This window comes from Vibrio sp. YT-15 (assembly GCF_033337445.1).
GTDB lineage: Bacteria > Pseudomonadota > Gammaproteobacteria > Enterobacterales > Vibrionaceae > Vibrio > Vibrio alginolyticus.
The window spans coordinates 25,940-47,606 of record NZ_JAWOQR010000018.1; the positions used below are offsets into that span (position 1 = coordinate 25,940).

20 protein-coding genes are annotated in these 21,667 nt (G+C 45.7%); 9 read left to right on the forward strand and 11 right to left on the reverse strand.

Features of this window, described 5'->3' with window-relative positions:
- Positions 1 to 191 precede the first annotated feature (191 nt).
- From R7D93_RS22345 to aspA, 3 genes are all read right to left on the reverse strand, one after another.
- A complete protein-coding gene (locus tag R7D93_RS22345; protein WP_205461570.1) occupies positions 192 to 2,024 on the reverse strand; it encodes a protein-disulfide reductase DsbD in 1,833 nt (610 codons plus the stop codon).
- A 161-nt stretch (positions 2,025 to 2,185) separates the two neighbouring features.
- Positions 2,186 to 3,493, reverse strand: a complete 1,308-nt coding sequence (locus R7D93_RS22350) for an anaerobic C4-dicarboxylate transporter (protein ID WP_005382378.1) — start codon at positions 3,491 to 3,493, stop codon at positions 2,186 to 2,188.
- Between the two features lie 176 nt (positions 3,494 to 3,669).
- Positions 3,670 to 5,121, reverse strand: a complete 1,452-nt coding sequence (gene aspA, locus R7D93_RS22355) for an aspartate ammonia-lyase (protein WP_005382379.1) — start codon at positions 5,119 to 5,121, stop codon at positions 3,670 to 3,672.
- Positions 5,122 to 5,552: 431 nt separating this feature from the next.
- Between aspA and R7D93_RS22360 the strand changes: the two genes are divergently transcribed.
- Positions 5,553 to 6,071, forward strand: coding sequence for an FxsA family protein (locus tag R7D93_RS22360; protein WP_033907286.1), 519 nt, complete (start codon positions 5,553 to 5,555; stop codon positions 6,069 to 6,071).
- Between the two features lie 70 nt (positions 6,072 to 6,141).
- On the opposite strand, the gene trmL is transcribed toward R7D93_RS22360, so the two are convergent.
- The 4 genes from trmL to R7D93_RS22380 all read right to left on the reverse strand — a co-directional run bounded on the left by trmL (position 6,142) and on the right by R7D93_RS22380 (position 9,624).
- Entirely contained in the window at positions 6,142 to 6,621 is a 480-nt protein-coding gene (gene trmL / locus R7D93_RS22365) for a tRNA (uridine(34)/cytosine(34)/5-carboxymethylaminomethyluridine(34)-2'-O)-methyltransferase TrmL (RefSeq protein WP_025768811.1), read from the reverse strand.
- A 136-nt stretch (positions 6,622 to 6,757) separates the two neighbouring features.
- Positions 6,758 to 7,366, reverse strand: a complete 609-nt coding sequence (locus tag R7D93_RS22370; protein ID WP_005382382.1) for a superoxide dismutase — start codon at positions 7,364 to 7,366, stop codon at positions 6,758 to 6,760.
- 174 nt (positions 7,367 to 7,540) lie between these two features.
- Entirely contained in the window at positions 7,541 to 8,935 is a 1,395-nt protein-coding gene (gene cpxA, locus R7D93_RS22375) for an envelope stress sensor histidine kinase CpxA (RefSeq protein ID WP_170894109.1), read from the reverse strand.
- Positions 8,935 to 9,624, reverse strand: coding sequence for a response regulator (locus R7D93_RS22380; RefSeq protein ID WP_005382384.1), 690 nt, complete (start codon positions 9,622 to 9,624; stop codon positions 8,935 to 8,937). The genes cpxA and R7D93_RS22380 overlap by 1 nt, the downstream gene beginning before the upstream one ends.
- A gap of 190 nt (positions 9,625 to 9,814) precedes the next feature.
- Here R7D93_RS22380 and R7D93_RS22385 point away from each other — a divergent pair, with 190 nt between their 5' ends.
- The 3 genes from R7D93_RS22385 (at position 9,815) to pfkA (ending at position 12,593) form a co-directional block, all read left to right on the forward strand.
- Positions 9,815 to 10,327, forward strand: coding sequence for a CpxP family protein (locus R7D93_RS22385; protein ID WP_130545483.1), 513 nt, complete (start codon positions 9,815 to 9,817; stop codon positions 10,325 to 10,327).
- A 111-nt stretch (positions 10,328 to 10,438) separates the two neighbouring features.
- Positions 10,439 to 11,347, forward strand: coding sequence for a CDF family cation-efflux transporter FieF (fieF, locus tag R7D93_RS22390; RefSeq protein WP_213868925.1), 909 nt, complete (start codon positions 10,439 to 10,441; stop codon positions 11,345 to 11,347).
- Positions 11,348 to 11,630: 283 nt separating this feature from the next.
- Positions 11,631 to 12,593, forward strand: a complete 963-nt coding sequence (pfkA, locus tag R7D93_RS22395; RefSeq protein WP_005381521.1) for a 6-phosphofructokinase — start codon at positions 11,631 to 11,633, stop codon at positions 12,591 to 12,593.
- 90 nt (positions 12,594 to 12,683) lie between these two features.
- On the opposite strand, the gene R7D93_RS22400 is transcribed toward pfkA, so the two are convergent.
- The gene (locus R7D93_RS22400; RefSeq protein ID WP_033907284.1) at positions 12,684 to 14,066 is read right to left on the reverse strand and encodes an MATE family efflux transporter; all 1,383 of its coding nucleotides are present in this window, start codon (positions 14,064 to 14,066) and stop codon (positions 12,684 to 12,686) included.
- A 240-nt stretch (positions 14,067 to 14,306) separates the two neighbouring features.
- On the opposite strand from R7D93_RS22400, the gene R7D93_RS22405 reads away from it, so the two are divergent.
- The 3 genes from R7D93_RS22405 (at position 14,307) to R7D93_RS22415 (ending at position 17,198) form a co-directional block, all read left to right on the forward strand.
- Positions 14,307 to 14,597 (forward strand): co-chaperone GroES, encoded by a 291-nt coding sequence (locus tag R7D93_RS22405; RefSeq protein WP_005381516.1) that lies wholly within the window; start codon positions 14,307 to 14,309, stop codon positions 14,595 to 14,597.
- A gap of 77 nt (positions 14,598 to 14,674) precedes the next feature.
- Positions 14,675 to 16,321 (forward strand): chaperonin GroEL, encoded by a 1,647-nt coding sequence (gene groL, locus R7D93_RS22410; protein WP_005381509.1) that lies wholly within the window; start codon positions 14,675 to 14,677, stop codon positions 16,319 to 16,321.
- Positions 16,322 to 16,634: 313 nt separating this feature from the next.
- Entirely contained in the window at positions 16,635 to 17,198 is a 564-nt protein-coding gene (locus R7D93_RS22415; RefSeq protein WP_005381507.1) for a VC2662 family protein, read from the forward strand.
- Between the two features lie 100 nt (positions 17,199 to 17,298).
- On the opposite strand, the gene R7D93_RS22420 is transcribed toward R7D93_RS22415, so the two are convergent.
- Both R7D93_RS22420 and epmB read right to left on the reverse strand, forming a co-directional pair.
- Positions 17,299 to 17,796 carry an MgtC/SapB family protein gene (locus tag R7D93_RS22420; RefSeq protein WP_005381504.1) on the reverse strand — a complete coding sequence of 166 codons (498 nt, stop codon included), beginning with the start codon at positions 17,794 to 17,796 and terminating at the stop codon, positions 17,299 to 17,301.
- 95 nt (positions 17,797 to 17,891) lie between these two features.
- Entirely contained in the window at positions 17,892 to 18,914 is a 1,023-nt protein-coding gene (gene epmB / locus R7D93_RS22425) for an EF-P beta-lysylation protein EpmB (RefSeq protein WP_017635566.1), read from the reverse strand.
- A 32-nt stretch (positions 18,915 to 18,946) separates the two neighbouring features.
- Between epmB and efp the strand changes: the two genes are divergently transcribed.
- Together efp and R7D93_RS22435 are read left to right on the forward strand one after the other, a co-directional pair.
- Entirely contained in the window at positions 18,947 to 19,513 is a 567-nt protein-coding gene (efp, locus tag R7D93_RS22430) for an elongation factor P (protein WP_005381500.1), read from the forward strand.
- A 267-nt stretch (positions 19,514 to 19,780) separates the two neighbouring features.
- Positions 19,781 to 21,184 (forward strand): SPFH domain-containing protein, encoded by a 1,404-nt coding sequence (locus R7D93_RS22435; protein ID WP_005381498.1) that lies wholly within the window; start codon positions 19,781 to 19,783, stop codon positions 21,182 to 21,184.
- Positions 21,185 to 21,286: 102 nt separating this feature from the next.
- Here the strand turns inward: R7D93_RS22435 and frdD are convergent, their stop codons facing one another.
- Positions 21,287 to 21,664: a fumarate reductase subunit FrdD gene (gene frdD, locus R7D93_RS22440; RefSeq protein WP_005381493.1), complete on the reverse strand. Its 378-nt coding sequence runs from the start codon at positions 21,662 to 21,664 to the stop codon at positions 21,287 to 21,289.
- Between the last annotated feature and the right edge of the window lie 3 nt (positions 21,665 to 21,667).

Genomic DNA, 21,667 nt, shown 5'->3' on the forward strand with positions numbered 1-21,667 from the left:
GTTAAACACTTTTGACTATTTAGTTAAATTTATTATTGTCCAGCTTTGAGAGAGTGGACAATATTTATTCGCTAAAAGTCTGAACCAAATCGACTTTTATTAGGAAAATTGCATATAAACGCAATGTTCTTATTCAAATCTGAGCAATAAAAAACGCCAGTGGACATCACTGGCGTTTGAATATCTGGTTATCAGAACTGCTTGATATGCTCTAAGAAAGGCTCGGCTTGCATAAAGCCCGTCAAACGAGCGTTTGAAACGCGTTCACCACTGGCATCCCAAAACTCAATTGTTGGTAAACCAAGCACACTCATGTGCTTCAGTAGTTCGATGTCTTGCACTTGGTTTTTGGTCACGTCCGCTTGCAGAAGAACGAAGTCTTGCAGTTTGGCTTCGACGCTTGGGTCATGGAAGGTGTACTTTTCAAACTCTTTACATGCTACACACCAATCGGCGTAGAAATCGAGCATGACGGGTTTACCTGCCGCTTTCGCAAGTGCCAGTTGTTCTTCAAGCTCCGCCACGTTAGCAATGCGAGTAAAGCTAACAGTGGCTTGCTGAGTTTGTGTTGTGCTGTTGCCAAACCAGTAATTTAAAATAGGTTGTGCTGAGGCTAGCAAACCTAAGACGGCGATTATGCCCACGGCACTTTGTTTCCAGCCACCAAACTCTAGACTGTTTTTGATGTGGTATAGCCAACCAAAAGCAGCAATACCCAGTGCTGACCACAGAATCGTTGACCACATTTCTGGCATGATACGTTCTAGTAAGAAGATAGGTGCGGCAAGCAGAATAAAGCCGAAGAGTGTTTTCACTCGGTCCATCCAACCACCTGCTTTTGGTAGCAGTTTGTTGCCGAAGACCGCAACAAGAATCAGCGGAATACCCATGCCCATCGCCAGCGCGTATAACGCGATACCACCGGTAAGCAAATCGCCGCTTTGTGCAACGTAAAGTAGCGCACCAGACAGAGGTGCCGTGGTACATGGTGAGCACACCAGTCCAGAAATCGCCCCCATGGCGAATACGCCTGCACTGCTGCCGCCTTGCTGTTTGTTGCTGAGGTTGTTTAACCACGTTTGAACGTTGCTTGGTAGCTGTAATGAGTACAGACCAAACATAGACAAAGCGAGTGCGATGAACAGTACGCTCAAACCAATCAGCACATAAGGGTGTTGCATTGCCGCTTGGAACTGCATACCTGCAGATGCCACCACAAGGCCGAGTAGGGTGTAAGTCAGTGCCATGCCTTGCACGTAGACGAATGACAAGCCTAGCGCGCGGCGTTGGCTTAGTTTACCACTGCCAAGCACTATGCTGGTCAGAATTGGGTACATCGGCAGCACACAAGGTGTAAACGCCAAGCCCACACCAAGCGCTAAGAACAGAAGTGGTGTCCACCAGTTATCAGCAAGGTTGGCTGCAAGGCTATCTTGCTGTGTTACTGGCGCCGATGATGTGTCACCAGACGTAGATGATTGCGCCGCTGGTGGCGTTGCTGTTGGTGCCTGTTCTGCTTTTGATGCAGTTGTCGCCGTTGTTGAATCTGAGTTCGACGAAGTAAACGCGCTGATAGGAATCACGCGAGTTTCTGGCGGGTAACAGAAGCCTGCTTTCGCACAACCTTGGTATTGCACGACTACGCGAGCACCGTCTTGCCAATCATGCATTGGTACATTAACGAAGAGAGGTTGAGTATAGATATGCACGTCACCAAAGAATTCATCTTTATGCGGTGTGCCGTCTTCCATTTGCAGCTCGCCTAGCGATACTTTCTCACCAGCTACAGACAAGCGCTCTTGATATAGGTAGTACCCGTCACGTACCTGCCAATCGAGCATCAATTTGTCATCTTGCTGGTAGAAGTTAAATGGAAACGCCTGATCAACAGGAACAAAACTGTCGCTGCTGGTACCAAAACTGTTGTTCTGGCTACTGTTAAACTGGTCTTTGCCAAATAAAGCTAAAGACGGAGTGGAAAAGGTAATGAGCCCTAAGAGTAAAACGGAAAGTAATGCGCGCATAAAAGAGTCAATTCATCTTAGATAATTGCCGTTAGTGTAACTCAATCAGACCCGGAGGCGAGTCAATAAGTTTCATGAAAATGAAGATTTATTGAGCATAAATCAAGACAACAGGCAATAAAAAAGGGAGCCGAAGCTCCCCGAGTAAGACTCTGTTTCTACTAGATCAGTAGACCACCGAATGCGAAGCCAAGTGCTACCGCAGAAGCGATGGTTACCACACCAGGTACAAAGAATGGGTGGTTGAATACGTACTTACCGATACGAGTTGAACCCGTGTCGTCCATCTCAACCGCGGCAAGTAGCGTTGGGTAAGTTGGCAGCACGAATAGCGCACTTACTGCTGCGAAAGATGCAACTGCGGTAAGTGGTGCCACACCGATAGCAAGTGCTGCTGGCATTAGCGCAACCGTGGTTGCACCTTGAGAGTAAAGCAGCATTGAAGCGAAGAATAGAACAAGTGCTAGCATCCATGGGTAGTCTGCTAGTAGCGCACCCGCAACTTCTTTGATGCCGTCAACGTGCGCGTTAACGAACGTAGAACCTAGCCATGCCACACCAAGAACACACACACACGCTGTCATACCAGAGCGGAATGTTGCTGCGGCTGGGATTTTGCCAGCATCGATTTTACAGCTCATTACGATAGCTGCCGCAGCTGCGAGCATTACCGTCATGATAGCTTCGTTACGGCCTAGAGCAGGGTTCTCTATAAGACCCACAGAGCCAGAGATTGCGGCTGCGTAACATACTACGAATGCGATTGCGCCTAGGAAGATGAATGTCGCTTTCTTCGCTGTTGGTAGGATTTCGCGTTTTGCTTCTGTATTTAGCTTGATTAAGCCTTTTTCTAGACGCTCTTGGTATTCAGCATCGTCTTTTAGCTCACAGCCCATGAAGTTCGCCACGAACGCACCGATCATGCACGCGATGAACGTCGTTGGGATACAGATTGCTAGTAGTGTTAGGTAGTCAACGCCAAATGGGTGCAGCATTGCCGCGAACGCTACAACAGCCGCTGAGATTGGTGATGCGGTGATAGCGATTTGCGATGCTACGACCGCGATAGACAGTGGACGAGAAGGGCGCACGCCTTGGCCTTTCGCTACTTCTGCAATCACTGGCAAAGTAGAGAATGCCGTGTGGCCAGTACCCGCCATTAATGTCATTAGGTAAGTTACGATAGGCGCATAAAAGGTGATGCGCTCAGGATGCTTGCGCAAAAAGTTTTCAGCAACTTGCACCATCCAGTCTAAACCACCAGCTACTTGCATTGCTGCGATAGCGGTGATTACAGACATGATGATCAAAATTACGTCAACGGGAATGTAAGCTTGGCTTGTTGGTACGCCCAAGATCAAAGACAACGCAATGACCCCAGCACCACCGGCAAAACCAATGCCGATACCACCGATTCTTGCCCCCAAATAGATGAAGAGCAGAACCACGAAGAGTTCGACCATGACCATATTGATACCTCTTTAGTTTTTTATTTGATTCTGATTTTTTGAACACTCAGGAACAGGAGTAAATGCTCAGAGAATGAGAACCTAGTGGTTTAGCGGCAATAAAAGCATATAAAAAATGTGGTTAACCGTATGAGAGCCTAAAAAAGGGGCCTGAGTGGCCCCCTTCGGATTCGTTATTACTCGTAACGTTTTGCTTTGTAAGTAGGATGCATGAAGTTTTCTACTGACAAGATTTCATCAAGCTCCTCTGCTGTAAGCAGACCGCGCTCTAGCACGACTTCACGAACACTTTTACCAGTTTCCGCACAAATCTTACCTACGATGTCACCTTCGTGGTGGCCGATGTATGGGTTTAGGTAAGTGACGATACCGATAGAGTTGTAAACGTAGTTTTCGCAAACTTCTTTGTTCACAGTGATGCCGTCGATACATTTATCACGTAGGTTCACACACGCGTTGTGTAGTAGAGAGATAGACTCAAACACACTTTGTGCGATAACTGGTTCCATTACATTTAGCTGTAGCTGACCGCCTTCTGCTGCGAAAGAAACCGTGTTGTCGTTACCGAGAACTTTGAAGCAAACTTGGTTTACTACTTCTGGGATAACTGGGTTTACTTTAGCTGGCATGATTGAAGAGCCTGCTTGCATTTCAGGTAGGTTCAATTCATTTAGACCCGCACGAGGACCAGAAGAAAGTAGACGAAGGTCGTTACAGATCTTCGATAGTTTCACTGCTAGGCGTTTTAGCGCGCCGTGAGTCATTACGTATGCACCACAGTCAGACGTTGCTTCGATAAGGTCTTCTGCTGCAACAACGTCAAGGCCTGTTACTTCCGCTAGGTGTTTTACTGCAAGTGCTTGGTAGCCAGTTGGTGTATTTAGACCAGTACCGATTGCGGTTGCGCCTAGGTTGATTTCTAGGAGGAGTTTAGATGTGTAATCTAGAGCACGAATCTCTTCGTTTAGTGTTACCGCCCACGCATGGAACTCTTGACCTACTGTCATTGGTACTGCGTCTTGAAGCTGAGTACGGCCCATTTTCAGTACATCTTTAAACTCAACGGCTTTAAGTTCGAATGCGCCTTTTAGGTACTCAATTGCTTCCATTAGCTTATGTACGCTGTTGTATACCGCAATACGGAAACCTGTTGGGTACGCACAGTTGGTTGATTGGCTCTTGTTTACATGGTCATTTGGGTTAACAAATTCGTATTGGCCTTTCTCTTTACCCATCAACTCAAGCGCAACGTTTGCGATCACTTCGTTCGTGTTCATGTTAACTGAAGTGCCTGCACCGCCTTGGAATACGTCTGATGGGAACTGATCCATACACTTGCCAGTTTCTAGGATCAAATCACACGCTTCGATGATGTAGTTTGCAACGTCTTTTGGAATAGCGCCAAGTTCTTTGTTTGCTAACGCTGCTGCTTTTTTGGTCATTACCATGCCGCGTACAAATTCTGGTACGTCAGAGATGGTCATATTAGAGATGTTGAAGTTCTCGATCGCACGTAGCGTATGAATACCGTAGTACGCATCTGCAGGGACATGACGTTGACCTAATAGATCTTCTTCAATACGAGTGGCTGGGTTTGCTGTTTTTGGAGCATCAGATAGGGTAGCCATAGCAGGATCCTTAGATGATAATTCTGATAATAAAGTTATTTATTAGCCATTTCTGCAATCTAGAATCCATTCATCAGAATTTTTGGCTGGAAAATCCGTCCTGACTTATGTGGCACATGATACTGCACCTAGCGCATAAAAATAGTAACTAGATCACCTTTTTCATTTTTCATGAGTCAATAATTTGCAAAGTATGAACGGGTTATTAATAACCCTTTATAGGTACTCGATTTTCCTCGACAAACATGAGTTTTTAGAGTTCGAAATTAGCACTTTAAAAGCACGAAAAAATCGGTATGCAATTGAATGAAACGTGCTCCTGCTACTTTGCCTAAAAGAGAAGGAGACCAGTATGAACACGCTTTTTTACAACGATTCGTTTGAGCTTAGTCTGCTTTTACCATTACACTGAATTAAACAAAGGAGGGCGTGTGTTTCCTATCTTATTATTAGCGTTTATTTTTGTTCCGATCATTGAAATCGGCTTATTTATTCAGGTGGGCGGCTTTTTAGGTTTATGGCCGACCATTGCACTAGTCTTAATCACGGCATTTGTCGGTGCATCGTTGGTTCGTAGCCAAGGTATCCAAACACTGATGTCAGTACAGGGGCGTCTTGAACAAGGTGAAATTCCAGCCCAGCAAATTTTTGAAGGCGTAATGCTTGCGGTGGCTGGCGTGCTACTGTTAACCCCAGGCTTTATGACCGATGCCCTTGGTATGTTGGTGTTGCTTCCTGCGCCACGCGCCGCGATAGCTAAATACTTGATGAGCAAAATGGTGGTGAAAACCATGCATGGCGGTGGCTTCCAAGGTGGTTTCTCTAACCAGGGGCCATTTGAGCAAGACCCGTTCCGTCGTGACCCATTTGATTCCCAGTCAGATAATGGCAATACCTTCGAAGGGGAATACGAGCGTAAAGACGATGATGATCGCAACAAGCTCAACTGATTGAGTTAGTCAGTAAAGAAAACAAAAGGGCGCACCAAGCGCCCTTTTCTGTATTTGGAATTCGTGCTGCTTACAATGCGCCTTCAAAGCCCATTTGACGCCATGCTTCAAAAGCAATGATCGCAACGGCATTCGAAAGGTTTAGGCTGCGCGCATCTGGCATCATTGGAATGCGAATACGCTGCTCCATTGGCAAGCTATCGATGATTTCAGCAGGCAAACCACGAGTTTCTGGACCAAACATCAAAACATCACCCGTTTGGTATTGTGCATCAACGTGGTGACCTGTGGTTTTGGTGGTGCAGGCAAACAATCGGTAGTTACCTTGCTTCTCTTTCTCTAAATATTCTAAGAACGCTTGATAGTTTTTATGACGCGTTACGCGAGCTAAATCATGGTAATCCAAACCAGCGCGGCGGACTTTTTTCTCTTCAAGATCGAAACCCAGAGGTTCAATTAAGTGAAGGTTTGCACCGCAGTTGGCGCATAGTCGAATGATGTTGCCGGTGTTCGGCGCGATTTCTGGTTCGTATAAAGCGATATCAAACATGGTATTGAAATAGAGTTGGTCAAAGAGAGGGGCAGTATATACCCAAGTCACCGAAATATGCGAGATTCAGCAAGATTGACCTGGGTATGAAAGCAGGCATTAGCGCGGATGTTAATACCGTAAGTAGCGATGCTCTTTATAAGAGAGCGTGAGCATAGTTTTCTTCAACTGCTCGCCAGTTGACGACGTTCCACCACGCATCAATATATTCTGGGCGACGGTTTTGGTAGCTGATGTAATACGCGTGCTCCCACACGTCTAATGCGAGGATTGGTTCACCGCGCACATCCACTACGTCCATCAGAGGGTTATCTTGATTGCTGGTGGACGTAATGTGAATCTCACCATCTTTTACGATCAGCCATGCAAAGCCAGACCCAAAGGTATTGATGGCTGCTTGGGCAAACGCCTCTTTAAATTGCGCAAAGCTACCAAATTTATCGTTAATTGCTTGAGCAAGCGCGCCTTGAGGCTCTCCGCCACCGTTTGGTGACATGCAATTCCAATAAATGATGTGGTTGTAATAGCCGCCACCATTATTACGTACTGCTGGACTGAGCTTAGAGATATTGTCAAAGATCTCGTCTAATGACTGAGTTTCGAGCTCGCTCCCTTCAACGGCATTTACAAACTTATCAAAGTACGTCTTGTGGTGTTTGCTGTAATGCACTTCCATGGTTTTCGCGTCGATGTACGGCTCTAGTGAATCGTACGGGTAAGGCAGAGCGGGAAATGTATGTGACATAGTAAATCCTCCTTAATTGGAAAATTTACTTTAATGCTAACGATAATTATTATCAACTTTGATCTTTGTAAGGGTATTCTAAGAAGCCTCGCCAATTTCTAAAGTGAGGGTGGGGCTGTGAATCACTCACTCTAGAAATATGGTGCGAATTATTGTTAGTTCATCAAATTGAGACTAACAATTGATCGGTAAGGTGATACTCATACGCAATCCGCCTAAAGGACTTCGGCTGGCTGCGATCGTGCCACTGTGCTGGCGAATGGCACTTTCGGTAATGGTTAGGCCGAGACCTGTGCCGCCAGAGTGGCGATCGCGTGCCGTGGAAACGCGATAGAACGGGCGAAAAATCGCGGCCAGTTCCTCTTCTGGTACACCTTCTCCATTATCGTCAACCGTGATACGAAGCGTATCGTCATCGGCTTTGATGTCGATTTGTACCTCATCTTTTCCGTAGTAAATGGCGTTACGAACGATATTTTCCACCGCACTCATCAGCAGTTTAGGGTTACCGGAAATATTGCGCTTAGGTAATTCTGAATAGTGTAGCTGTTTGCCCATTTGCTCTGCTTCAAACTGCGCATCTTTAATGATTTCTTCCCATAAACTTTCTAGTGGCTGTGTTTCGCGAGTCATATGACTGTTCGCCTGCATGCGAGAAAGCTCTAATAGTTCGCTGATCATCTGTTCCAAGCGCTGCGCTTCGGTATCGATACGAGTCAGTTCTGGGCTTTCGCCTTGTTTACGCGTCGCTAATGCGCTTGCCATGCGCAGACGAGTTAAAGGTGAGCGCAGCTCGTGAGAGATATCGGATAGCAAACGTTGTTGTCCTGAAATCATTTGATTAACCGCTTCGACCATCTGGTTGAAGCTGCTACCTGCTTGACGAAACTCCGCCGTGCCTTTTTCTAAATTTGGGTCTGTGACAAATTCACCTTTCGCCACACGTTGAGCAGCGGCTTCAAGACGACGTGCAGGCTGACTCAAAGCCCAAGCAAGCCATAACAGCAATGGTGTACTAACCAACATGACCGCAAGCAAGAGCTGGAATGGGTGATCAAACAGACGCAGGAGTAGAGGTGGTGGCTCATTCCATTTGAAGCCCACGTACATCAAGATATCGGAATCTGCCAAAGTGATAGGAATTGGGCCCGCAATCATGTATCGACCATACAGCTTCTGCTTTGGATTATTGTAATCTTCGATACTGGTGACAAAGTTTTGCATGGCACGCAATTGAAAATTGCTGCGTTTTTCTGTCGTAAGAACATTACCGCTGTAGTCAGAAAAAAACACTCGTGGGCGAGGGTCGTGCTTGCCGTGGCGGTTGCCCTCGATACGAAAAAGTATGCGGCCTAAATCAGTTTGCTGGCTGTATTTTTGTTGGATTGAGTCACGCGTTTCTACCATACGTTTGTAGTGTTCTTCTGGAATATCGCGAGCTTTGCGTGGGTCCAAATGTGGCAGTGATAGCACGGCTATCAATACTAATAACATGGTGAACCAAAAAATGGCAAAGATGCGTCCATACAGGCTATTGATGTTTGGCAGTTTGATGCGTGATAGGCGCATTAATCCTCCTCAAGCAGCATGTAGCCACGACCACGCAGGGTTTTAATTCGCGGCTTGCCATTGCTTTGATCTGGTAATTTTTTACGTAAGTTCGAGACATGCATATCGATAGCGCGATCAAAAGCAGCGAGTCGTTTACCAAGCACATCTAAGCTCAGTGTCTCTTTGGTCAGCACTTGTCCTGGGTTTTGTACGAAGTGGGTGAGTAGCGCAAACTCGGTTGCCGTGAGATCGAGTAGCTGTTGCTCACAGTACGCTTCTTGCTTACCGGGATAGAGGCGGATTTCTTGATACTCAATGCAATCGCTGTTTTTGGTATTTTTTTGTGTGCTGCTAGTGCGGCGTAAAATCGCGCGGATACGCGCTAACAGCTCTCGGTCACTAAAAGGTTTTGGTAAATAATCATCCGCGCCCAGTTCCAAGCCGATCACGCGATCAATTTCTTCCCCTTTAGCGGTCAGCATCAAGACGGGAGTTTCCCAATTTTCACGTAAGCGTTTCAGCGTTTCCATGCCATTGAGTTTTGGCATCATGACATCCAACAAAATCAAATCAATCTTATCATTGATCGCGGCTAAGCCGGCTTCACCGTCATTTGCTTCGCTGACGTCAAACCCTTCGAAACTGAGTACTTCTTTTAATAAGCTGGTTAGCTCGATATCGTCATCGATTAAAAGAATGTTTGCCATGGGGGCACCTATAGTAAGTTACCGATAGCCTAATATTACATTGGAATGATGCGCAACGAAGAGGAGAAAAATCACTCTTTACGATTCTTTACGCTCCCTATACGTCGCTTTACCTAGCGGGTCGTATTCTATACTCAAGCGCTGTGAGAACAGCTCAGAAGAACCACTCACCTGTGTAAGGAATCATATTATGAAGTCTGCAAAAAAACTTGTGTTAGCTGCTGTTGTTCTACCTCTTACTCTTGGCGCCGCAAGCGCATTCGCTTACGGTGGTAAAAACCATCATAAAGGTCCTCGTGACGAATGCGGCATGGGTATGGACCGAGGTGTCATGCGTCAACTAGACCTGACTGATGCACAAAAAGATCAGCTAAAAAAAATGCGTGAAGCAAACAAAGCAGAAATGAAAGCAAAATTCGCTGATGGCAAAGAAGCACGTATGGCTGAGCGTCAAGCGCATCACGCAAAAGTGCAATCGCTTTTGCTGGCGGATAATTTTGATGAAGCTCAAGCTAGCGAATTAGCAAAAGAGATGGTTGAGCGCCAAACGGAACGTCGCGTGCAAATGCTAGAAAGAAAGCACCAAATGCTTAGCGTATTAACACCTGAGCAGAAAGCGAAATTTGTTGAGCTACAAAATGAACGTATGCAAGAGTGTGGCGACAGAATGCACAAGCGCATGGAAAAGTCGCGCAATAATTAAGTCATGAATTGATGTTATATAAAGAGGCAGCCATTGGTTGCCTCTTTTTGATCTGGTTATTTCATGGTCATTCAATATACTCAACGTATGGTTTTAGTTAACTCTTTGATTATGAAACAGCAATACGCACGTTTAGTTACGACCGCCGCTTGGACTGCAACCATTGTGGCGACGCTTCTTCTGATAGTAAAAGTCATCACGTGGTGGGTAACCGGCTCAGTGAGCTTATTGGCGTCATTGATTGACTCCATGTTAGATATCGCGGCTTCGGTTGTGAATCTTGTGGTGGTTCGTTACGCCTTACAACCGGCAGACCGCGAACATACGTTTGGACATGGTAAAGCTGAGTCCTTAGCGGCCCTAGCCCAAGCAATGTTTATTTCGGGCTCGGCAGTATTTTTGATTCTTAACGGGATTGACCGATTTTTCCGCCCACATGCTTTACACGCACCGGAGTTAGGTGTGTATGTATCGCTGTTTGCGATTGTGGTCACACTTGGCTTGGTGATGTTCCAAAAACATGTGGTTCGCGTGACGGGGAGCCAAGCAATAGCGGCGGATTCTCTGCATTATCAGACTGACTTGTATATGAATGCTGCGATCATGGTTGCTCTGGGGCTCAGTTATTTTGGAGTGACTCAAGCGGATGCTGTGTTTGCGATTGGTATTGGTGTCTTCATTCTTTATAGCGCTTTCAAAATGGTCAGCGAAGCGATTCAAACCTTACTTGATAGAAAGTTGCCCGATGAAGAACTTGAGCAAATTAACCAAGCTTGTTTGAGCGTAAAAGGGGTATTGGGCGTGCATCAGTTACGCACGCGAATGTCCGGACCGACGCGCTTTATACAGTTGCATTTAGAGCTAGACGATAACTTACGATTAATTGAGGCGCATTACATCGCTGATAAAGTGGAAGATAATTTATTGGCTCTGTTTCCTGGTGCGGACGTACTGATCCATCAAGATCCATTGTCTGTCGTTTTCGGACCTGAGAAAGAGCAGAAAGCGCAAGATTGGTAGGCTTGAAAAATCCATCAGTGCCCGACGACAAACAGGTACTTATTGACTATCTTTCCATCAATACTTATTAAGATTCGTGATCCTGATATGAATCAACAAAGTTTCATAGAGAAACTGTAATACTCTTACATAAGTAGAAAAGTTACATAAAAAAGTGCGTTTTCATTGGTAATCCTGTAGAGGAAATGTAACATAACGCACAGTTCTGGATTATGCAGGTTGCTTGGTAACAAGGGGCCTAAAAGAAAATTAAATAATTGATTGCCAAAGATCGAGGGTGAGCATGATTAAGAAGATCGGTGTTTTAACAAGTGGCGGTGACGCACCTGGTATGAACGCTGCGATACGCGGCGTAGTACGTACAGCACTATCCGAAGGATTGGAAGTATTCGGTGTGTACGACGGCTACCTAGGCCTATACGAAGGCCGCATCGAGAAGCTAGATCGTTCTAGCGTTTCAGATGTGATCAACAAAGGTGGTACGTTCCTAGGTTCTGCACGTTTCCCTGAATTTAAACAAGTGGAAGTTCGTGAAAAAGCGATTGAGAACCTGAAAAAACATGGTATCGATGCACTAGTGGTAATCGGTGGTGATGGTTCGTACATGGGTGCGAAGAAACTGACTGAAATGGGTTACCCATGTATCGGTCTTCCGGGCACAATCGACAACGATATCGCAGGTACGGATTACACTGTGGGCTACCTAAGTGCACTAAACACCGTTATCGATGCAATCGACCGTCTACGTGATACTTCTTCGTCTCACCAACGCATTTCAATTGTAGAAATCATGGGCCGTCACTGTGGTGATTTGACTCTGATGTCTGCAATTGCGGGCGGTTGTGAATACATCATCACTCCGGAAACTGGTCTAGACAAAGACAAGCTGATCAGCAACATCCAAGATGGTATCGCTAAAGGTAAGAAACACGCGATCATCGCGCTTACTGAGCTAATGATGGATGCTAATGAACTAGCACGTGACATCGAAGCCGCGACAGGTCGTGAAACTCGTGCAACAGTACTTGGTCACATCCAACGTGGTGGTCGTCCAACTGCATTTGACCGCGTACTAGCATCTCGTATGGGTAACTACGCTGTTCACCTATTGATCGAAGGTCATGGTGGTCGTTGTGTAGGTATCGTGAAAGAGCAACTTGTTCACCACGATATCATCGACGCAATCGAAAACATGAAGCGTCCAGTACGCAACGATCTATACAAAGTTGCTGAAGAGTTGTTCTAAGCAAGCTTGAAATAGATAAACAAAACCGCGGCTTTCCGCGGTTTTTTTGTATTTGAGAATCAACAAAAAGAAACTAGTGATAGACGAGTGTTAAGACACGCTGCTCTGCTCTATGAGCGTTAATTTTCGCTCGCGCAGCGCAAACAAGTAGCCCAGTAGCCCACCCAACGTATTCCCAACCGCGATACCGATAAACAAGCCTTCAATGCTGTAGATTTGGCTCCCGACCCACGCCGATGGCAAGGTAAAAATGAACAGCCGCATAAAGCTCCACTGGAATGCACGCAATGGCTTGTGCATCGCATTCAAACCACTGACTAACATCATTACGATGCCTTGGAAGCCATAACTAAATGGCACCACCAGTAAATAATGCCAAAGCAGGTTTTTCACCGCATCTTCCTGAGAAAACAGCGCAGCCAGAGGAATGCTCAGTGGCACCATCATCAAGAAGATAAACCCTTGGAATACCACTGCAAAACGCATGCTAATAAATAAACCGGAAAAGGCTCGTTGCGGTTGTTTGGCTCCTAAATTTTGTGCCATAAACGGTGTGAGGGCAGAGGTCAGCGACATCAATACTAAAATCAATATAGACTCAATACGCTGCGCTGCGCCGTAAGCAGCAACCGCCGCTGTACCGTGGTTGGATAACAGCATCATCAGAATGGCACCGGACAACGGATTCATCGCGTTTGATAGCGCTGCAGGGGTACCAATTTTTAGTGTCTGTTGCCAGTCTTGTTTCAGCAAAGCCCATTGGGGTTGAGCAAGCAATTTTTCCCGTTTAATTAGCACATAGAATGAGCCACACAAAGCACCTAACCAGCTAAAGGCACTTGCTATGGCTGCGCCTTGAATGCCAAGTTCCGGAAAAGGGCCATAACCGAAAATCAACAATGGATCGAGCATGCCATTAATCAAACCAGCCAACATCATGACTTTTGCTGGTGTTTTTGTGTCGCCAGTAGCTCGGATAGCACTGTTGCCCGCCATTGGGATCACTAGCAGAGGAATGGTGAGATACCAGACCTGCATATATTGCTCAATAAGAGGGATGAGATCATCAGACGCACCAAGAAAACGAAACAATGGCGCAATGGTGGTAAAGCCAATAGAAGACGCGATAGCCACAAGTAACACGGCTAACAACAAACCGTGAGTGGTGAACCGAGCAGCTTGTGGTGCATGACCTTGCCCAAGCAAGCGACCAATATTGGTCGCTAGTCCCATCCCAATCCCCATCGTAATGCAGTTAACCGCAAAGGTTACAGGGAAGGTATAGCTGATAGCTGCTAGCGCTTGAGTGCCAAGCAACGAGATAAAAAACGTGTCCACCAAGTTAAACATCAAAATTGCGATCATGCCCATGGTCATGGGTACGGTCATTTTCCGCAGCGTTTCAGGAATGGGTGCGGTCAACAAACCATGCTTATCGGTCGCTTGGGGTTCCAGCTTGTTATTTTCCTGCATGTGTGACAACTATCTGGTGAGCAAACTGCAAGGATACAAGAAAGCGAGATGCCGAGCGAGTGAGCATTTCTAACGCAAACCGTTGCCTAGTTGTTCGTTATTTTAACTAAGTCACAAAAATTTTGTGCCACCCCCTTGGGATCGCTGCTTCGACCCCTTATATAGGGATCACGTGTCTGGGGCTACAGTCCCTAAGGACAATTATCAAATAAACATGGAAATTTTCAGGAGAGACGACCGATGAACATTCGTCCATTACATGACCGAGTTATCGTTGAACGTAAAGAAGTTGAATCTAAGTCTGCTGGTGGCATCGTTCTGACTGGTTCTGCTGCAGAAAAATCGACTCGCGGTGTTGTTCTAGCTGTGGGTAAAGGCCGCATCCTAGAAAACGGCACCGTACTGCCACTAGACGTTAAAGTCGGTGATACCGTTATCTTCGCTGAAGGTTACGGTACAAAAACTGAAAAAATCGACGGTAAAGAAGTGCTTGTCATGTCTGAAAACGACATCATGGCGATCGTTGAATAATAGCAATCATTGAGTAATTTTTTGCTCAGATTCAATTACGAAATTACACACAAAGAATTTTAGAAAGGAAATCAAAGATGGCTGCTAAAGACGTTAAATTTGGTAATGACGCACGAGTTAAAATGCTGGAAGGTGTAAACGTTCTGGCTGACGCAGTAAAAGTAACACTGGGTCCTAAAGGACGTAATGTCGTTCTAGACAAATCTTTTGGTGCACCGACTATCACTAAAGATGGTGTATCAGTAGCGCGTGAAATCGAGCTGGAAGATAAATTCCAGAACATGGGCGCACAAATGGTTAAAGAAGTTGCGTCTAAAGCAAACGACGCAGCGGGTGACGGTACAACAACAGCAACGGTACTAGCACAATCTATCGTTAACGAAGGTCTAAAAGCAGTCGCAGCGGGCATGAACCCAATGGATCTTAAGCGTGGTATCGACAAAGCTGTTGCCGCGGCAGTTGAGCAACTAAAAGAGCTTTCTGTTGAATGTAACGACACAAAAGCGATCGCGCAGGTTGGTACTATCTCTGCAAACTCAGACGCAAGCGTAGGTAATATCATTGCAGAAGCAATGGAGCGTGTGGGTCGTGATGGCGTTATCACGGTTGAAGAAGGTCAGGCGCTACAAGACGAGTTAGACGTAGTAGAAGGTATGCAGTTCGACCGCGGTTACCTGTCTCCTTACTTCATCAACAACCAAGAATCAGGCAGTGTTGATCTAGAAAACCCATTCATTCTTCTAGTAGACAAGAAGATCTCAAACATTCGTGAGCTTCTTCCAACGCTAGAAGCTGTCGCGAAAGCATCTCGTCCACTGCTTATCATTGCAGAAGATGTAGAAGGCGAAGCGCTAGCAACATTGGTTGTGAACAACATGCGTGGCATCGTAAAAGTTGCAGCTGTGAAAGCACCTGGCTTCGGTGACCGTCGTAAAGCAATGCTACAAGACATCGCTATCCTAACTGGCGGTACTGTGATTTCTGAAGAAATCGGTCTAGAGCTAGAAAAAGTTGCACTAGAAGATCTAGGTCAAGCGAAGCGTGTTTCTATCACGAAAGAAAACACGACTATCATCGATGGTATCGGTGAAGAAGAGATGATCTCTGGCCGTGTTGCTCAGATTCGTCAACAAATCGAAGACGCAACTTCAGACTACGACAAAGAGAAACTACAAGAGCGCGTAGCTAAACTGGCTGGCGGTGTTGCAGTAATCAAAGTCGGTGCAGCGACTGAAGTTGAAATGAAAGAGAAGAAAGACCGTGTAGAAGATGCGCTAGCCGCAACTCGCGCAGCGGTTGAAGAAGGTGTTGTTGCTGGTGGTGGTGTTGCACTTATCCGCGCGGCATCTAAGATTGCTCACCTAACGGGTGACAACGAAGAACAAAACGTTGGTATCCGCGTTGCACTACGTGCAATGGAAGCGCCAATCCGTCAAATCACGAAGAACGCAGGTGAGGAAGACTCAGTGGTTGCGAACAACGTGAAAGCGGGTGAAGGTAGCTACGGCTACAACGCGGCAACAGGCGAATACGGCGACATGCTAGAAATGGGTATCCTGGACCCAACTAAAGTTACTCGTTCTGCACTACAATTCGCAGCATCGGTTGCAGGTCTGATGATCACTACTGAAGCGATGGTTACTGACCTACCGCAAAAAGACGCGCCAGCGATGCCTGACATGGGCGGCATGGGTGGCATGGGCGGTATGGGCGGCATGATGTAAGCCAGCTTATCTCATCGCTCTAGGGAAACCTTATAGCGGAAAGATAACCGACCAAACCTTTAAAAGTCGAGGCAGATGCCTCGACTTTTTTATGCGTATCACCTGAGAAACATGACGTTCTGGTGTGGCTTATCATGAAATTTTTGAGCGTAAAAAGCGCCATTTCAGAAGCAAAAAATCGAAGAGGAATATTTTTTCTTTTGAGTCAGATGGTTAAATCTGACCTATTGCTAACACTTTTTGAACGGGGACAGAGCAAAATCTGAACATTACACTATGTTGTAAATTGTTGCTTCCCATCATGGAGATGAAAATGAAAAAGCTTATGACGTCATTGGCGGTTGCAGCCGCTATCGCATCACCTGTTGCTTTTGCCGACAGTACACCTGTGATGTTCTCTACTATCGATAACACAAACGCACCTTCTAATTCTTCAGTTGGTGGCGTTCGTTTAGCTGTGCTGCATGGGCAGGTAAATGAGGTTAAAGGTGTCGACTTTTCACTGCTTGGTATGTCAGAAACGGATCGTACGACAGGTGTGAACTTCGGTCTGTTTTTTGGCGCAGCAAAAGTAAATCAAGAAATGAAAGGCGCGTCTTTAGGCTTAGTTAACTGGAACCAAGGTCAGACGACGGGTGTTAACTTGGGTGCTGTTAACATTACGAACAACGTAAAAGGCTTGAACTGGAGCGCGGTGAACTATTCTGAAGGCTACACCATGGCGGATGTGGGCTTAGCGAGTATCTCTAAGAAGTCTAATTTCCAGTTTGGTTTCTTCAACATGACCGATCAAATCGATGGCGTGCAAATTGGTCTTTTGAACTGTGCGGATAACGGTTTCTTCAAGTGTTTCCCACTCATCAACTTTGCTAAGTAATCCCTGAGAAAGTCAGAATCTTTATATACAGAAAGCCCTCGATGTTCGTCGAGGGCTCTTTAATTACTGATGAGATGAAGTGAGTTTCTCGGAGCGTTAACTATTTAATTAATCGTGATGAAGTTTTGCGTTGTTGAATTCTTTGATGAACACCGCGGCGTAATGCTTTGATGTGGTTTTCTGCTTTATCCACACCTAACAACACGGTTAATGTCAGGAGAGTAATAACCACCGACTGCGTTAAATAACCCAAACCTATCATCAAACCTAAACCTGCTAGTACCCATATTACAGCCGCGGATGTTACGCCATGGATTTTTCCATCAAGTGTCATCATAACGCCAGCGCCTAAGAAGCCGACGCCAGTAATGATCTGACCAAGCACTCGTGCTTGATCAAGTGTATTTGGCGATAACGATACTGCCATCGACATAAACAGGTAGGTGCCTGAAATAATTAATATTGCTGTGCGAATGCCAACCGGTTTACCACGAGTTTGGCGCTCTATACCGATCATGAGCCCATTAATGGCGCAGCATAGTAGGGCAGGCCAACTGAATGGGCCAAGATCGAAAATTTGTTCGAATGCTGTATGCATCTTGACCTCCAAAAGTGCGGAGTATGCATAGACTTACCGTGCAAAGCGAACAAAAATAATCAATCTAGACGACAAATTTAATTGAGCGTCAGAGCTTACTCTAAATGCAAATCCAACGGCGTTTTACTTGGCCTGCCACCAATTTCTCGTGTGAGTTTTGGTACCAGATAACCCGATACACGCGTGATGAGTCCGCGCATAATAGCTTTCGCTTCTTCGTCCGAAATAAAATAGTGCGCTGCGCCTTGCACCTTATCAAGAACGTGGAGGTAATAAGGCAAGATACCCGCGTCAAATAAGGCCTCACTTAACGTCACTTGAGCTTCTACCGAATCATTCACGCCTTTCAGCAGAACGCCTTGGTTTAGAAGCGTAACGCCCGCTCTTTTGAGCTTGAACATCTGTTCAGCAAATTCGTTATTGATTTCGTTGGCATGGTTGATGTGAGTGACGAGGATGATTTGTAACCTTGATGCTTGCAGAAGTTGGCATAGTTCATCAGTGACTCGAGCAGGAATCACCACAGGTAAACGGCTATGAATACGCAGACGTTTGATGTGAGGAATATGAGCAATGTGCTCTAAAAGCCAATGAATCTCATCGTCTTTTGCCATTAATGGATCACCACCTGAGAAGATGACTTCGTTCAACTCTGGTTGTTGTGCCATGTACTCTAAGCACTTGGTCCAGGCTTGTTTCCCGCTTTTGTTCTCTTGATAAGGGAAGTGACGACGAAAGCAGTAACGGCAATTTACCGCGCAGCCACCTTTGACAATCATCAGGGCGCGGTTGCGATACTTGTGTAGCAGGCCAGGGACTTCATTGTCCTGCTCTTCCAATGGATCACTGGAGTAACCCGGATGCACCTCAAATTCGTCGCTCAGTGGTAAAACCTGACGTAGAAGAGGGTCTTTAGGGTTGCCTTTCTCCATCCTATCGACAAAACTTTGCGGTACACGCTGTGCAAACAGCTTGCGCGCGGCAAACCCGTCTTGCCACGGTGAAGGATCAATTTCCAGTATTTCGAGCAATTTTGCAGGATCAGAGATCCCATTCGCCAACTGTTTGAGCCAGTTTTGCTCAACAGATTCGACTTTTCGGGTTATTATGTGCGGCATTGAATTTAGCTCTAAGAATGTAAGAGGAAAAAATGGCTACAGTTAGCACCAATGAATTTAAAGGCGGTCTTAAGTTAATGCTTGATAACGAGCCTTGTGTAATTCTGGAAAACGAATACGTTAAACCAGGTAAAGGCCAAGCGTTCAACCGTGTTAAAATTCGTAAACTTCTTTCTGGTAAAGTGCTAGAGAAAACATTCAAGTCTGGTGACACTTGTGAAGTGGCAGACGTAATGGATATCGACCTAGATTATCTATATTCAGACGGCGAATTCTACCACTTTATGAACAGTGAAACGTTTGAACAGATCGCAGCGGATGCAAAAGCGGTAGGTGAAAACGCTAAGTGGTTGGTAGAAAACAACACTTGTATGATCACTCTTTGGAACGGTAACCCAATTACTGTTACTCCACCAAACTTCGTTGAGCTAGAAGTTGTAGACACAGATCCAGGCCTGAAAGGTGATACTCAAGGTACTGGCGGTAAACCAGCGACGCTATCAACTGGCGCTGTTGTTCGTGTTCCTCTGTTCATCTCAATTGGTGAAGTGATTCGCGTAGATACTCGTACTGCTGAATACGTAGGTCGTGTGAAGTAAGCACTTTATATGATTGTTAGAAAGGTCGCTTCGGCGGCCTTTTTTATTGCCTGTGATTCTTCTCTTTTAATCCCTCTGCGTAAAACATCGATATCCTCCGCAAATTTTTGATGATTTTGTATTATTCGTAAAAATCTTATTTATTCCATGAATCTGTCGATTATTCCTTAATGTAACATTTTGATACATTAGTACTTGTTGCTGAGTTGCATAGCAATCTGATTTTTATCGATTTAACTCAGTAACAATCCAAAAAAGGAGAACAAAATGGAAAGCAGAGGTTTAGGAAGGGGTTTAAAGGTGGAAGAGAGACGTCAGTTACTACATAAAGGATTAAAAGCAGCCGTATTTGGCGTACCGCTGTTGGCAATAGGCTTAACGATTAATAGCTCGGTGCTGATGACCGATGCGGGTTACAGCTACGTGCATCAGAATAATATTACTGGTGAGTTGGATGTGTTTACTGAACCTGGCATTCATTTTCGTATGCCATTTCTGTCCAAAATCACCAAGTATGACCAAGTGATCACCGTGTCATTCGGTAACAGCAAGGGCGAAGATTTTTATCAACGTCTTGATGCGATTCAGGTTCGATTTGCCGACACCTATATTGGTCAGATCCCCGTAACATTCCGCTTTAAGCTCAGTAATGACCCTGAAGCGGTGAAGAAGATGCATAAAGAGTTCCGCAACAACAGTAACTTGATCGATGCGCTGCTTGTAAAGAACGCACGTAACGTAACGGTGATTACCGCAACCCAATACACGGGTGAAGAGTTTTTCCAAGGTGGTTTGAACCAGTTCAAATCGAAACTTGGCGATCAGTTACGAGAGGGGATTTATCTAACAGAGCGACGTCAGGTTGAAGTGGAAGAGTTGGATCTTGCGCCTGTTGGGGCGAATCAAGCTAATCCGAACCAATTACAGCGCACCAATCAACTGGTTTGGAAAACCGTACCTGTCGTAGACAAAACCGGGCAACCGATTCGTCAAGACAATCCGTTACAACAATACGGTATTCAAGTGACGCAGGTGACCATTGGTGACCCGCAGCCAGAAAAGCAATTAGATCAGCTATTGGCAGATAAAAAGCGTTTAGTGGCGGATCGTATTCGCGCGATTCAGGAACAAGAAACGTCGAAAGCACAGGCAGAGACCGAGCAGTTACGCAAAGAGATTCAACGAACACGTGAGGTGCAAGACGCTCAGCGTGGTAAAGAACTCGCAATTATTGCTCAGCAAAAAGAAGTGGAAGTTGCACGTCAGATTGCAGAGCGTGAAATCGTTGAAGTGGAAAAAACCAAACGACTTGCTGAAGTCGAGAAGGAGAAAGAGCTAGCTATCGCAGAGGCTAACTTAGCGATTCAAAAAGCGAACGCACTTTCTGCTGAGTTTGAAGCGAAAGCGATATTAGCGAAAGGTCGCGCAGAATCTGAAGTCCTTAAAGGTAAGTATGCGGCGTTAGGAGCAAACCGTGAAGTTTACTTGGCAGAATTGAATCGAGACGTAGCGAACTCGCTGTACAACAATTTGCAAAACTTCCAAGTTCAGATGCCACAAAATTACATTGGTGGAAGTGACGAAACGGGCTTGAAAACAAACCTAGATGTGATTACTGGCTTTGGTGCTCTGGGTCTTATGGACCAGACAAAGAAGGTCACACAGCAATAAGATCATGGGTGGTCAAAAGCTTAAAAAGCAAAAAGATCATAGGTAACCCAAAGCAATAAAAAAGCTGGCATTTAGCCAGCTTTTTCTTTTTTGGTCAGTCTCTTAAATCATGAAGATAAAGATAACTGCTAGTGCAGTGATGAGGCCTGCAAATGCATAGCATGCAATTTTACCAATCACACCAGTGTGGAACTTAAGGTCGTGCATGCCGTGGTGTACACGGTGCATTGCATGCCACATTGGCAATGCTAGCGTGCCAATGATGAATAGCGCACCGATGATGCTGGTTGCGAATGCGGAGACACGCTCGTAGCTCATCGCTTCTGCATCAATCACGCCTAGTGGGACCAAGATGCCCAGCACCAATACCGTGATTGGCGTGATCATCGCGAACCAAGTACCACCTGCGCCAAACAGACCCCACCAGATTGGCTCATCAGAACGTTTTGGTGATGTGTTTACACTATAATTCGGTTTCATTGC

Bases quoted from the DNA above. Each gene is read 5' to 3' on its own strand.
- R7D93_RS22345 (WP_205461570.1), bottom strand. From the start codon at position 2,024: ATGCGCGCATTACTTTCCGTTTTACTCTTAGGGCTCATTACCTTTTCC.
- R7D93_RS22350 (WP_005382378.1), bottom strand. From the start codon at position 3,493: ATGGTCATGGTCGAACTCTTCGTGGTTCTGCTCTTCATCTATTTGGGG.
- aspA (WP_005382379.1), bottom strand. From the start codon at position 5,121: ATGGCTACCCTATCTGATGCTCCAAAAACAGCAAACCCAGCCACTCGT.
- trmL (WP_025768811.1), bottom strand. From the start codon at position 6,621: ATGTTTGATATCGCTTTATACGAACCAGAAATCGCGCCGAACACCGGC.
- R7D93_RS22370 (WP_005382382.1), bottom strand. From the start codon at position 7,366: ATGTCACATACATTTCCCGCTCTGCCTTACCCGTACGATTCACTAGAG.
- cpxA (WP_170894109.1), bottom strand. From the start codon at position 8,935: ATGCGCCTATCACGCATCAAACTGCCAAACATCAATAGCCTGTATGGA.
- R7D93_RS22380 (WP_005382384.1), bottom strand. From the start codon at position 9,624: ATGGCAAACATTCTTTTAATCGATGACGATATCGAGCTAACCAGCTTA.
- R7D93_RS22385 (WP_130545483.1), top strand. From the start codon at position 9,815: ATGAAGTCTGCAAAAAAACTTGTGTTAGCTGCTGTTGTTCTACCTCTT.
- fieF (WP_213868925.1), top strand. From the start codon at position 10,439: ATGAAACAGCAATACGCACGTTTAGTTACGACCGCCGCTTGGACTGCA.
- pfkA (WP_005381521.1), top strand. From the start codon at position 11,631: ATGATTAAGAAGATCGGTGTTTTAACAAGTGGCGGTGACGCACCTGGT.
- R7D93_RS22400 (WP_033907284.1), bottom strand. From the start codon at position 14,066: ATGCAGGAAAATAACAAGCTGGAACCCCAAGCGACCGATAAGCATGGT.
- R7D93_RS22405 (WP_005381516.1), top strand. From the start codon at position 14,307: ATGAACATTCGTCCATTACATGACCGAGTTATCGTTGAACGTAAAGAA.
- groL (WP_005381509.1), top strand. From the start codon at position 14,675: ATGGCTGCTAAAGACGTTAAATTTGGTAATGACGCACGAGTTAAAATG.
- R7D93_RS22415 (WP_005381507.1), top strand. From the start codon at position 16,635: ATGAAAAAGCTTATGACGTCATTGGCGGTTGCAGCCGCTATCGCATCA.
- R7D93_RS22420 (WP_005381504.1), bottom strand. From the start codon at position 17,796: ATGCATACAGCATTCGAACAAATTTTCGATCTTGGCCCATTCAGTTGG.
- epmB (WP_017635566.1), bottom strand. From the start codon at position 18,914: ATGCCGCACATAATAACCCGAAAAGTCGAATCTGTTGAGCAAAACTGG.
- efp (WP_005381500.1), top strand. From the start codon at position 18,947: ATGGCTACAGTTAGCACCAATGAATTTAAAGGCGGTCTTAAGTTAATG.
- R7D93_RS22435 (WP_005381498.1), top strand. From the start codon at position 19,781: ATGGAAAGCAGAGGTTTAGGAAGGGGTTTAAAGGTGGAAGAGAGACGT.
- frdD (WP_005381493.1), bottom strand. From the start codon at position 21,664: ATGAAACCGAATTATAGTGTAAACACATCACCAAAACGTTCTGATGAG.